Consider the following 12,594-nt stretch of genomic DNA (forward strand, 5'->3'; position numbering starts at 1 on the left):
GGACGAAGAACCTTCCTACGGCGAGTGGGGTTTGCCCCCTCGTTTGGATCGTACGCCGTACCATGCCATGCCACACCAGCGCGGGATCGGCCCGGATCCTCGGATTCAGGCCGGCCCCTGGGGCCGAGGAACAACTCCGATGTGCCATCCATTGCGTTGTTTCAGACTGGTCGTGATTGCGCTGCTTATGGTGTTGCCTTCCGCGATTCGGGCCGAGGAAGCGAAGGCTCCAGAGCCGATTCTCCTTTGGCCGTCCGGTGCGCCCGGCGAGAGTCATGGCGCTGACCGTGAGGAGCAGCAACCGCTCAGGCCGGGCGACACGACGGTGCGGATCACCCACGTGACCCGGCCGACGATCACCGTCTACCGGCCCAAGCCCGAGTTGGACACCGGCGCGGCGGTCTTGATCTGCCCTGGCGGGGCGTACAAAATCCTCGCCTATAACAAAGAAGGAACCGAGGTTGCGGAGTGGCTCAACACACTCGGGGTGACCGCCATCGTGCTGAAGTACCGCGTTCCGGCCCATGATGGCCGCGAACGGCATGAGGCGCCGATTCAGGACGCACAGCGGGCGCTTCGCCTGATCCGTCAACGGGCCAAGGAGTGGCAGGTCGACCCCGACCGAATCGGTGTCCTTGGCTTCTCGGCCGGCGGGCATCTGGCTGCGCTCTTGAGCACCGATCCTGCGCAGAAGACCTACGAGATCATTGACGAGGTCGATCGTGTCAGCGCGCGTCCCAACTTCACCATCCTGGTCTATCCGGCTTACATGGCGACCAAGTCGGATACGCTTGCTCCTCCGCTGAAGGTCGATGCGAAAACGCCTCCCACGTTCCTCGTCCAGACCGAGGATGATGGCGTTCGGGTGGAGTCGAGCATCGTCTACTACCTTGCCTTAAAACGGGCGAACGTGTCGGTCGAGATGCACCTCTACCCGCGCGGCGGGCACGGCTATGGCCTGCGTCCCTCCCAGGATCTCGTCTCGTCCTGGCCCCTTCGAGCCGAAGCCTGGATGAAGTCGGCCGGGGTTCTCAAACCTGGGAATTGAAGCCGTCTGAAAATTTTCAAGTAATGACATTGACAATAGAATCCCTCTCTCCTGGAAAGGAACGATTCGTGCGGAATTTCTCGAGGCGAATTGGCCGGCGAGCCGTAGGCTTTGCGGTGCTCGGCATTTTGGGGCTCTGCAATGGCGGACGGGCCGCCGAGACTCCGAACGGGAAGTGGGTCGACCTGTTCAACGGCAAGAGCCTTGCGGGTTGGCTACAGCAGGGAGGGAAGGCGAACTACCGGGTCGAGAACGGAGAGATCGTTGGGACCACGGTCCCCAACACGGCGAACTCGTTTCTCTGCACCACGAACTACCATGGCGATTTTATCCTCGAACTGGAATTCAAGGTTCAGGATGGGCTCAACTCAGGTGTTCAGATTCGCAGCCATTGCAATGATGTGAATCAGGAGCTCACCGTCAACGATAAGGTGCTGAAGATTCCGGCCGGCCGGGTCCACGGCTACCAGGTGGAAATCGATACCGAGCCCCGCGCCTGGACCGGCGGAATCTATGACGAAAGCCGCCGAGGCTGGTTGAACAACCTCGAACAGAACGAGCCTGCTCGGAAAGCCTTCAAGCACAATGAGTGGAACAAGTTTCGGATCGAGGCCAAGGGAGACTCGATCAAGACCTGGCTCAACGGAGTACCGGCCGCCGACTTGACCGACTCGATGACCCCGACCGGCTTCATCGCGCTCCAGGTTCACGGCGTCAAGGATAAAGTTGAGCCGATGGAAGTCCGCTGGCGCAACATTCGGATTCAAGACTTGCCGGGTTCCAAAGATCCGGTCTCCGCTCCCAAAGCGTTCCTGGATGGGACGGGGCCGGGTTGGAAGACGTTGGGAGAGGCCGACTTTGCCCATGTCAACGGCGACCCGGATACCTGGACCTGGAAGGATGGCGGTGTGTTCTGCACCGGGCTGCCGGTTGGCGTTACACGCAGTGCAAAGACCTACGAGAATTTTGAACTCGTCGCGCGTTGGAAGCATCATCGCTCGGGCGGAAACTCAGGCATCTTCGTCTGGGCCCCCGAAGCGGCTCTCGAGGGGATCAAGCCCGGGATGCTCCCTCGCGGTGGGATCGAGGTGCAGATGCTCGACCACGGTTATTTCGACCTCTACAAGAAGCAGACCGGCAAGGATGGAACCTTCTTCTCGACCAATGGTGATATCTTCCCGGTCGGGACGTCCAAGCTGACGCCTTTTCCTCCGCTCTCGCCCGATGGATCCCGGAGCTTTCCTAGGAAGAAGCTGAGCAAGGGGGTCGGCGAGTGGAACCATTACTATGTCCGGGCCGTCAACGGTGAAGTCCGCCTCTGGGTGAACGGTGAGGAAGTGTCGGGTGGCACCGGGGCCGTGCCCGCCAAGGGATACCTCTGCCTTGAAGCTGAAGGTTCACCTGTCGAATTCAAGGATATCAAGATCCGAGAGCTTCCCTGAGCCATTGTCCTATCGCCGTTCAAGACTTCGGAGCGATTGAGCGATTCTATCTCAATCGCATTGAATGTTCTTGAACGGCGTTGGGGCTGTCTCGTGGTGAGGGTTTGCCCCCATCCCTGTGCGGTGGTCGGGCGATTTTCATGGGATGATCAACCACCCACCGATTTCGCCCCGTGGGTGGGGCGTCACCGAATCATACCGAACGATTGATGAGTCGCGCCTTCCCTTGATGAGCCGAGTCGACCAGTCGCTTGCACCGGCCAACTCTTGCTCGATACGATGCAAAAGATCGCAGGCCCCGCCTTCTCCCGGTCGACCTCCAATCCTCCTTCCTTCCACCACCCGCACGGGAGCATCCTTGGATGACCATTGGCCTCAATCTCGAAACAGCAGCGCTGAGGCGTTGGCGTGTCTTGAACAAAGTATGTCGCTCGAAGCTCAATGTCTCGCTGGCGCTCATGGCCGCTCTCCTCTTGAGTGTTGCTGTGATGGCGCAAGCACCCAAGGAAGAGACCGCGAAGCCGGAGGCGCCAACACCTGCCCCTGAGGGGCCACTTTCGCCGGAGCAGGGCCGGCAGGCGTTCCAGTTGCAGCCTGGTCTACGGGTGGAACTGGTGGCGAGCGAGCCGCTGATTGCGAGTCCGGTAGCGATGGCCTTCGACGAGCGGGGGCGGCTCTACGTGGCCGAGAATCGCGGCTATCCGACGGGCCCCGGTGAGGGCCGGCCCGCAATCGGTCGGATCGCGCTCCTGGAAGATACCGACGGCGATGGCACGATGGATCATCGCTCCGAATTCGCCGAGGGACTCACCTATCCCAATGGTGTCTTACCCTGGCGCGGGGGCCTGATTGTTACCTGTGCACCTGACGTGCTCTACTTGCGTGACACGGACGGCGACGGCAAGGCCGATGAGCGTCGAGTCCTGTTCACCGGCTTCGACACGAAAGGATCGACCCAACTCCGCGTGAGCCATCCTACGCTCTCGATCGACAATTGGGTCTATGTGACGAGTGGGTTGCAAGGGGGTAAGGTCCACGCACCTTCGGTCCCGGATTCGGATTCGGTCGCCTTGGGTCGCACCGACTTTCGGTTCCACCCTGACGGGACGGCCGGTGAAGCGGCCGATGGAGGTTCCCAGTTTGGGATCACGTTCGACGAGTTCGGTCGTCGGTTCATTTGCTATAACCGAGTGCAAGTGCAGCATGTGGTGCTTTCGTCGAAGACGCTCCGACGCAACCCACATCTGGCATTCTCAGGGACGGTTCAAAACTGCCCGGCCGAGACCGTCGCCGAGCCGCTCACGGGGCATGGCGCGGCGGCGAAGCTGTTCCCGATCAGCCGCAACGTCACGACGGCCGACTCTCATGCGGGGACGTTCACGGCGGCCTGCGCGGTGACTGTGTTCCGCGGGAACGGGCTGCCCGATGCCTTTCGAGGCATGGTCTTCTCGTGCGACCCGACCGGCAACCTCGTTCATGTCGATCGCCTCGATCCGCAAGGGGCCACCTTCGCCGCCTACCCCGCGATCAAAGGGGCTGAGTTCCTGGCGAGTCGTGACAACTGGTGCCGACCTGTCTTCTTGGCCAGCGGCCCCGACGGAGCACTCTACGTTTGCGACATGTACCGCAAGACGATCGAGCATCCCGACTACTTACCGGTCGAGATTCGCAAGCGAACCGACTTTGAAGGGGGCAAGGGGATGGGACGGATCTGGCGGGTCGTCCGCGACGACCTCAGTCCCGACACGCTGAAGACGCGGCGGAAGGTCCATCTCGCGGATGCAACGACCCAGGAACTCTGCGCGACCCTCCGCATTCAAGACGGCTGGCGACGCGACACCGCCCAGCGCCTGCTCCTCGAACGCAAAGACAGTGCGGCCGTCGAACCCCTCCGCGCAATCCTCACTGATCCCGAGGCCGATCCAGTCGCAGTCGTTCGCTCGCTCCATCTCCTCGATGCGTTCGATGCTCTGAGTGACGAGACATTGCGGCCCCTTCTGAAACATCGCGCGGCACCGGTTCGGGAGCATGCCCTCCAACTCGTTGAGGCTCGTCTTGCGAAGAACAAGGGGTGGGTCGCTGACGTTCTGCCTTGCGCGGACGACAAAGACGCGCGTGTCCGCTTCCAGACCGCAACGACCCTGGGCGCCATTTCAGCCGGGACCACCCCGGCGGTGTCCACCGCTGAGGCAACCGCAATTGCCGGGGCCCTGGCTCGAATCGCGGCCCGCGACGGGTCGGACCGTTGGCTTCGGGCTGTCGTTTTCAGCTCGCTGTCCGGTCGTGAAACTCCGTTCCTGACCGCTCTGCAACAACGCCCTCGCGACAGCGCCTCACCGGCGCCCGAACTCCTCAAGGAATTCGGACGGTTGCTTGGCGATAGCCAGGCAAAGGAGTCATGGCCTGCTCTGATCCGACCGATCCTCGCGGACCAGTCCACCTTCTCTCCGGCCGAGCAGGCGGCGCTTCTCACCGGCCTCTGCGAGGCCGGTCGCGGGCAATTCAAGGATGGTCAAACGGGCAGCGTCCTGGATTCGGTCGTGGGTCACGCCCCCGATGACCAGGCCTCGGAGGGAGCGGCTCGCAAGCTTGTGGCCGCCATGAACGCCTCGGCCCTCGATCAAACGCGGCCCCTCGATCAGCGCGAGGCCGCCGTGGGCCTGCTCGCCTTCGCCGATTTCGCTCAAGCGGGCGAGACTCTCCTGGCGTTGATCGCCCGGCAAGATTCAAGGGAGATCCAGGTTGCGGCGGTCCGCGCCCTTGGAGTGCAACGCGATGATCGAGTTGTGGGGGCGCTTCTGGAACCGAGCCGGTTCGCTTCGTTTACCCCGGCGGTTCGTGATGAAGTCCTGTCTGCCTTGATCTCCCAGTCGCAGCATGTCCCGGGCCTCTTGACCGCGTTGGAGTCGGGGCGCGTCTCCCCTGGCGTTATTGACGCACTCCGTCGCCGACAACTCACGCAGAGTCGAGATCCGAAAATTCGCGAGCGTGCAAGTGCGCTCTTCGGCGCGGTGGCGGGGGATCGGGCGAAGGTTTACGACGAATTCAAGGATGCGGTGACTCTGAAGGCCAACCCCGCCAAGGGCCTGGTCGTCTTCCGTCGCGAATGCGCGTCGTGCCATCGTCTGGATCGCGAAGGCTCGGCCGTCGGTCCCGACCTCTTCGGGATTCGTAACCAGGAAAAGCCGGCGATCCTGCTTCACATCCTCGTGCCGGACCACGAGATCACTCAAGGCTTCGCGGCCTACACCGTGGCCACCAAGGACGGTCGTGTCCTGACCGGCCTGATTGCCTCGGAGACGCCGACGAGTTTGACGCTCCGCCAGCCGCTGGGCAAGGAAGACACGATCCTTCGCACCGAGGTTGAAGAGCTTGCGGCCAGCAAGCAGTCACTGATGCCCCAAGGTCTCGAGAAGAATATCTCGAAGCAAGAATTTGCCGACTTGCTCGCATACTTGAAGGGTGAAGGCGAATCCGATCGACCCAAAGAGGAACCCGCACGATGAGACCGATCATGACCTGCGCGATTGCGCTGAGCCTGTTCTTGCTGGGTTCGGCGGGACATGCCGCCGAACCGGAGAAGGCCCCCTCGGCTTTGCCTTTCAAGTCGGGCTTTGCCGAGCGGGACATTACGCCCGATATCGGTATGGAGGCCCCTGGCGGTTATGGCAAGGCGTATCACCAGACGGTCCATGACCCCTGCAAGGTCCGTGCCTCTGTCTTTGATGATGGCCGGTCGAAGGTGGCCGTCGTGGGAATTGATGCGCTTGGGATTCGCCGGGATACCGTCTTGAAGGTTCGTAAGGCGGTTCACGAGAAGACGGGTATTCCCGCCGATGCGATTCTGATCGGTGCGTCTCACTCGCACTCATCGGGACCTTGCGGATGGCTCTTGCCCGGCGAGTTTGATCATGCGTCGCCGCTGGTGCAGGAACTCGTCTATAAGCAATCGACCAATGCCGACCCGGTCTATCTGGCCAAGGTCGAGCAGGCGTTGATCGACGTCATTTGTGACGCGCACGACCGTCGCGTCGAAGCCCGCGCGGGGGTTGGCAAGGGGGTGGAGGACCAGGTGGCGTTCAACCGGCGCTTCCTGATGCGCAATGGTCGATCGGTCACGCATCCTGGGTTGGGCAACCCCGAGATCGTCAAGCCGGCCGGCCCGGTCGATCCCGAGGTGGGTGTGATCGGAGCCTGGGATGCCAGCAACCCGAGTAAGCTTCTCGGTTGCGTCGTGAATTTCTCCTGCCATGCCACCACGAGCCCGGGGGGGATCTCAGCCAATTATATTTACTACTTGGAGAAAGTGATCCAAGGGTACTACGGCAAGGACTGTGTGGTTGTTTTCTTGGCCGGGGCGTCGGGCGACGTCACCCAGGTCGACAACCAGAGTCCGTTCGTTTATCCGACCGGAGATCAGTGGGCGCAGCTCGTCGGCGGCAAGGTTGGGGCCGAGGCGCTGAAGATCTTGCTCACGATGGAGCCGGGCATCCTGACCCCGGTCGCTTCCAAGATCAAGGTTTGGGACATCAAGCGCCGAGTGCCTGCGCCTGAGCGCGTGAAGGAGAGCCTGGCCCTGATCGAGGGGGACAGGACGAAAGCCGATCCGACCGATTGGACCTTCGCCAAAGAAACGCTGATCCTCGACGCCTTGCTTAAGAAGGAGCCAGCGGCCGAAGTGGAGGTGCAGGTGGTTCAGGTTGGTCCCGCGGTCTTCGTCACGAATCCTGCGGAATACTTTTGCCGCTACGGGCTCGAGATCAAAAAAGGGAGCGGGTTCCCGTTCACGTTCCCCGTCTCACTCGCCAATGGCTGCGTCGGCTATGTGCCGACCGAAGACGCGTTCGACGAGCATGGCGGCGGATACGAAACCAGGCTGACGAGCTACAGCAACCTTGAGATTACCGGCGGCAGCCAGATGCGGGATACCGGCATCGAGCTTGCCAAGCAGCTCAAGCCGGGCATTGTTCCCGAGCGGGCCCGCCGCCCTCTCTTCAAAGGGAAGCCCTGGCCCTACGGTGATGTCGCTCCCCAGCGGCAATGACACGATGAGCGGCGGCTAGCGCGAGGTCGGAGTGCCCCTCGACGATTCGGCCAACCGGCGGGGTCGCGAGGGCGCTCCGACCTCGCGGACCAGCCAATCCTGGCGGACTCTCGGATTCACGAGTGAGCCGGTGCCGACGACCCAGACGCCGAGCCCGCCATTGAGGAAGGGAGTCGGTTGCGCTCCGAAGTGCACCGTGTCGAGGACCAGGTCGGGGTCCACGTGCAAGGTGAGAAAGTCCCCCTCGTCGTGTCCGAAGTAACGAAGGCCGTCAGGGGCCTGGTCGTAGACGAGGCCTGCGGCGGGGTCGGCCGGGATCCAGCCAACCCCATCCGCGTAGAACTCCGCTTTCACGTGCCACTGGTAATAGTCGACCCCACCGAGCTGCGCGCCTGGCTCGGCGGACTTGGCCCAGCGGCCGACCAAGATCCGGGCTGGAATCCCCTGAGTTCGGAGGGCCGCGACCAGGAGGATCGACAGCCCGCCGCAATCGGACCGTCGGAGCGTACAGACTCGCGAGAGACGCCGATCCATTCGCTCTTGGAATTCGTAGGTGAAACTTCGTTTGAGGACGAGAAAGACGCGTCGGGCGTAGTCAATCTCTGACTCTCGAGGGTTCATCGCCAAAGATTCTGCGCTCAACCAGCGACGGAACTCGGGCGCATCCAACTCATAGGTCCCACCGCGCGCCAGTGCCCGTTGTCTTTCCACGTTGCCCAGCGGAATCGGATCGGTCTCCGTCCCCTCGTCACCGGCTTGGCGTCGCTCGAGGTGACGCGACAAGAGCGTGGCCTGATACTGGACGCGTGCCGCGATCTTGTTGGACGTCCCGTGCGAGTCTGCTGCGACCCGGCTGACGAGCAAGGGGCGAGATCCAGGGCTCAAGTCCCAGGTGGGTTGGCCACCCGGATCCAACGAAGAGCGCGCGTTCATCTGACCGGGCAATTCCGGGGCCTGAGCCGCGACCACAACCCACTCCCTTGCCGTCACGCCGGGCACCATCATTTCATACGTCAGGACCGCATCAATCGACCTGACCGTCTCGGTCGACAAGCGATACGCGCGGTTGGCGTCTGCCCGTGTAAGTTCGCCTCGGATCTCAGGGGATTGTGGCTTTGTGAGCGATTGCGTGGTGGGCTGGCGAGGAGGTGGCGTTCCCGTGAGCGCCGGAGACATGACGACCTGAAGCTTTTTGATGGTCGTGGTCTCGGCATCAAGCGCAGCGATGATGACCTGACCGGCACTCAGGCCCGCCCAATCGCCAACTCCAGGAAGCCCCGCGATGACGGTCTCTCGACCGATACGCAAGGTACGGTCCTTTTCCGAACCCAAGGTGCGGATGTTGACAGTATGAGCTGTCCTATCGATCGAACGAATTTTTCCGCTCAGCGTCTCGCCCGTTGCGAAGCCTGAGAGGACGACCAGGGCTCCGATGAGGAGTGGCCCCAGGCGAGTCGCCGGCAAGTTTGTGGCCCCAGCCATACCGACAGGTTCCCGGAGCCTCGTTTGGAGTCAAAACCAAGGGCGAGGACGATCGCGCCGAGGTTCTTGACGAGGCTTCCGTGCGAGATTATCGGACCCGGGTAAGGCGGTAAGACATGACCTTTCCTGCACGTTTGCGACGATTCGCGGGTCACGGCGATGAATCCGCCACCTTCGGTAAAACCCCCGTGGTTTGACACGCCAGGGGGATTCTCAAAGAGTTTCCTGTAGCCTGGCGTCGGTACTCAGCGCGGACTGTCCGGTTCGACGAGCGTGAGGACCACCGATCGCACATCGATGACCCGCTGGCCGGGAACGGAGAGCGCACGGAGGGTGAGCAGTCCGCGTCCTGGCTTGAGCGTGGCGTTTCCGAGGCTCAGTGGTTTGAAGTCTTTCACATAGGATTCGCCACTACGCAGTACGCGATCGTGCTCCTTTCCCCGGAGTGGCGGATCGTGCGCGTCGATGACCTTGCCTCGAAATCGATGCTCGTTGAGGCTCAACTCGATTTCTGATCCGACGTCCGTGGCCGCGCAGGTGTACTGAATCACCGCTTCATATCGCCCTCCGGTGCTCACCTCAATGTCCCAGGTGATCCGATCGTCGGCGCTGGTCCAGTTCGTGAAGTACGAGCAGTTAGGCGCATTGGCGCTTCGCCGCACATTGCCGTGAGGTAGGCCATCACGGGCGGGGAGGACCGTGATGGGAAAGGCGCGATAGCCGACGGGGAATGGTCGGTCATCTTGCTTGAGGTCGGCGAGGACATCTGCTTTCCAGCGGGCAACGGCCTGAGTCAGACGCGAGGCAACCTCGGGGCGATCACGTGCCACGTCGTGCTGTTGCCCCGGGTCACGCACCATGTCGTAGAGTCGGTGGGTGGCGTCGAGACGAAAGTCTTGGGTTCGGACGCTCACCTTGCCGTTCCAGTGCGAGAAGATCATTCGATCCGCCTGATTCTCGAAGGCGGTGCCGAGGAGGAGGGGCGCGACGCTGACGCCGTCCAAGGGTTTGTCCGATTTGACCGGGATGCCAGCCAGGTCGGTGAGCGTCGGCAGCAAGTCGATGGCTGCGGAGATCTTCGCCACCCGGGTCTCGGGTCGGATCTGTTTCGGCCATCGGATCAAGAGGGGCGAGCGAACTCCCCCTTCATCCGTCGATCCTTTTCGCCCACGCATCCCACCGTTCCAGCGCCAACTGTTCGGCCCATTGTCGGAGAAGTAGAGAACGATCGTTTTCTGATCCAGGCTCAAATCCTCGAGCGTCTTGAGCACGCGCCCGACGTTCTCGTCAATGTTTTCACACATCGCGAGTGCTGCACGGGTCATCATCAAGTCTTCGCGCTCGGCATCATGGGCTCGCAGCTTCAGGGCGGCATTTTTGAACTTGTCATAAAACCGGTCGGGAACCTGCATGGGCGAGTGCGGAGTATTGAACGGCAAATAGCAAAAGAAGGGGCGATCCTTGCTGGCCTTGATGAACGAGATCGCATGGTCGGTCAAGTCGTCGGTGATGAAACCGTTGCCTTGGACTGGCCGGCCGTTGTGCTCGAGTGGCGGGTCGAAGTATTCGCCCCAGTGCCCGGAGGTGAAGCCGTAGTACTCGTCGAATCCACGCGCATTGGGATGATAAGGGAATTGAGTGCCGTTGTGCCACTTGCCGAACGCTCCCGTGGCATAGCCTGCACTTTTGAACGTCTCCGCGATTGTCTTCTCATTCAGGTCAAGTCGTTCCCCACCGCTTGTCACCCCGCGCACGCCGCCTCGAGGGTGGTATCGTCCTGTCAGGAATTCGGCTCGGGTTGGTGCGCAGACCGGGCAAACGTAGAATCGCTCGAAAAGTGCGCCGTCGCGTGCCAGCGAATCGATGTTCGGGGTCTTGAGGTTGGTGTTGCCGTGGACGCTCAGGTCACCCCACCCTTGGTCGTCAGCGAGGATGACGACCACGTTGGGGGGCTCGACGGCGGGTGCGGAATTTTGAAGGAGCAAGGCCACGACGAAAAGCAAGAGGCAATGTCTCATGGAGATATCCTTCTCGGTGGCGCACTCGCCGTTCGATAGTTGACCATGGGATTTAGTCCGACTCGCCCCAGATTTTGGGGGCGTGGAAGCCCTTGGCCATGGGAGCGACCTTGGGGGCCACCGCCTCGGCGGCGAACTTCTCATACCGTGCTTTGAGTTCTTTGACCTTTTCCGGGTGCGCGGTCGCCAGGTTTTTCTTTTCGAACGGGTCTTGCGAGATGTGGAAAAGCTCGACGGAATCGCGCGGGGCTCTGGCTTTCTTCGCGACCTTCGTTTCACCTTCCGGATCAATCCGGGACGCGTTCAGTATAAGTTTCCAGTCACCAACGCGAATCGCACCGGAATCAGGGGTCGTGTTCAGAAGAATGGCATCGTGAGGCGAAGGCCCATGGTGCGCGATGGCGGTCCAGGCGTCCCGGCCATCGGTCGGCAAAGACTGCTCGAGCGGAGCGCCCGCGAGGGTCAAGAGCGTCGGGAAGAGGTCGACGATATGAAGCGGCGCATTGACGACGGTTCCGGGTCGGAGGTGCCCCTCCCAGGAGATGAACGCCGGGACGCGGACTCCCCCCTCGTAGAGCGTGCCTTTCTGGCCACGGAGCGGACCGTTGCTCGTCACTTGCCCTGGGGCCGGCCCACCGTTGTCGCTTGAGAAGAGGAAAATCGTATTGGACCGCATCCCCTTGCCGTCGATGGCCGAGGCAATCTGTCCCACAGCCTCGTCCATTGCCGCGAGCATCCCCGCATAAGTCCGTCGCGGTTCCTTCAGCTTGGAGTAAGGCTCCTTATACTTCTCGGGAACCTGGTGAGGCGCATGGACCGCGTTGAACGGGACGTAAAGGAAAAGCGGCTTCGATGTGTCGTGATGACCGATGATCCGCGTGGCCTCGCGGCCGATCAGGTGAGTGCTGTACCCTTCGTCACGATTGACCCGGTCGTCACGATGCCAGTCGAAGCCACCATCGCGGATGTGCGTGAAGTAGTCGAGTGCTCCGTTATAGTGCCCGTACTGGTGGTCGAACCCACGGTGAGTAGGAAGGTATTCCGGTTGGAAGTGGCCGAGGTGCCACTTGCCACAGATGGCTGTCTCGTAGCCGACCTCCTTCAAGGCCTGGGGAAGCGTCCGCTCGTTCAAAGGGAGCCCGTATTGCGCCCAGGGGCGCACGACGCCTACTTGAAGTCCGTGACGCATCGGATACCGACCCGTCATCAAGGCGGCCCGAGTCGGTGAACAGACCGGTTGAACATAGAATTGCTCCAGCCTGGTGCCGGAGGCGGCGAGCTTGTCGAGGTGGGGTGTTTTGATCTCGCTGTCGTGCCAGCCGACGTCGCCCCATCCCATGTCGTCCGCGAGGATCAAGACCACGTTCGGCTTCGCCGACTTCAATGGCTGGTCCGCAGCCCATACCATCGACGGAATGACCAGTGCCAGCACGTAGGACGTACTCAGGCAACCGAATAGCGACCTCATCGAACGCATGAGCCCTTCTCCGAGTCATCGACTTCGCCGGAAACGAGCGGCGGCGAGTCCGTGGTCCAAATGAGGCTTGGGTCGCGTCGATC

General features: G+C 61.7%; 7 protein-coding genes. 4 read left to right on the forward strand and 3 right to left on the reverse strand.

Annotation, left to right across the window (positions count from 1 at the left end; all coding sequences use genetic code 11):
• The first annotated feature begins 139 nt into the window (after nt 1-139).
• The 4 genes from SINAC_RS28020 to SINAC_RS28035 all read left to right on the forward strand — a co-directional run bounded on the left by SINAC_RS28020 (nt 140) and on the right by SINAC_RS28035 (nt 7,534).
• The gene (locus SINAC_RS28020; RefSeq protein ID WP_015248940.1) at nt 140-1,048 is read left to right on the forward strand and encodes an alpha/beta hydrolase; all 909 of its coding nucleotides are present in this window, start codon (nt 140-142) and stop codon (nt 1,046-1,048) included.
• A gap of 68 nt (nt 1,049-1,116) precedes the next feature.
• Nucleotides 1,117-2,490: a 3-keto-disaccharide hydrolase gene (locus SINAC_RS28025; RefSeq protein ID WP_015248941.1), complete on the forward strand. Its 1,374-nt coding sequence runs from the start codon at nt 1,117-1,119 to the stop codon at nt 2,488-2,490.
• Between the two features lie 362 nt (nt 2,491-2,852).
• The gene (locus tag SINAC_RS28030; RefSeq protein ID WP_015248942.1) at nt 2,853-5,996 is read left to right on the forward strand and encodes a PVC-type heme-binding CxxCH protein; all 3,144 of its coding nucleotides are present in this window, start codon (nt 2,853-2,855) and stop codon (nt 5,994-5,996) included.
• The gene (locus tag SINAC_RS28035; protein WP_015248943.1) at nt 5,993-7,534 is read left to right on the forward strand and encodes a hypothetical protein; all 1,542 of its coding nucleotides are present in this window, start codon (nt 5,993-5,995) and stop codon (nt 7,532-7,534) included. The genes SINAC_RS28030 and SINAC_RS28035 overlap by 4 nt, the downstream gene beginning before the upstream one ends.
• A 15-nt stretch (nt 7,535-7,549) precedes the next feature.
• On the opposite strand, the gene SINAC_RS28040 is transcribed toward SINAC_RS28035, so the two are convergent.
• The 3 genes from SINAC_RS28040 to SINAC_RS28050 all read right to left on the reverse strand — a co-directional run bounded on the left by SINAC_RS28040 (nt 7,550) and on the right by SINAC_RS28050 (nt 12,511).
• Nucleotides 7,550-8,842, reverse strand: a complete 1,293-nt coding sequence (locus SINAC_RS28040) for a transglutaminase-like domain-containing protein (protein ID WP_237722902.1) — start codon at nt 8,840-8,842, stop codon at nt 7,550-7,552.
• A 419-nt stretch (nt 8,843-9,261) separates the two neighbouring features.
• A complete protein-coding gene (locus tag SINAC_RS28045) occupies nt 9,262-11,034 on the reverse strand; it encodes a sulfatase-like hydrolase/transferase (RefSeq protein ID WP_015248945.1) in 1,773 nt (590 codons plus the stop codon).
• Between the two features lie 52 nt (nt 11,035-11,086).
• A complete protein-coding gene (locus SINAC_RS28050; RefSeq protein ID WP_015248946.1) occupies nt 11,087-12,511 on the reverse strand; it encodes an arylsulfatase B in 1,425 nt (474 codons plus the stop codon).
• Between the last annotated feature and the right edge of the window lie 83 nt (nt 12,512-12,594).

Source organism: Singulisphaera acidiphila DSM 18658, from assembly GCF_000242455.2.
GTDB classification, from domain to species: domain Bacteria; phylum Planctomycetota; class Planctomycetia; order Isosphaerales; family Isosphaeraceae; genus Singulisphaera; species Singulisphaera acidiphila.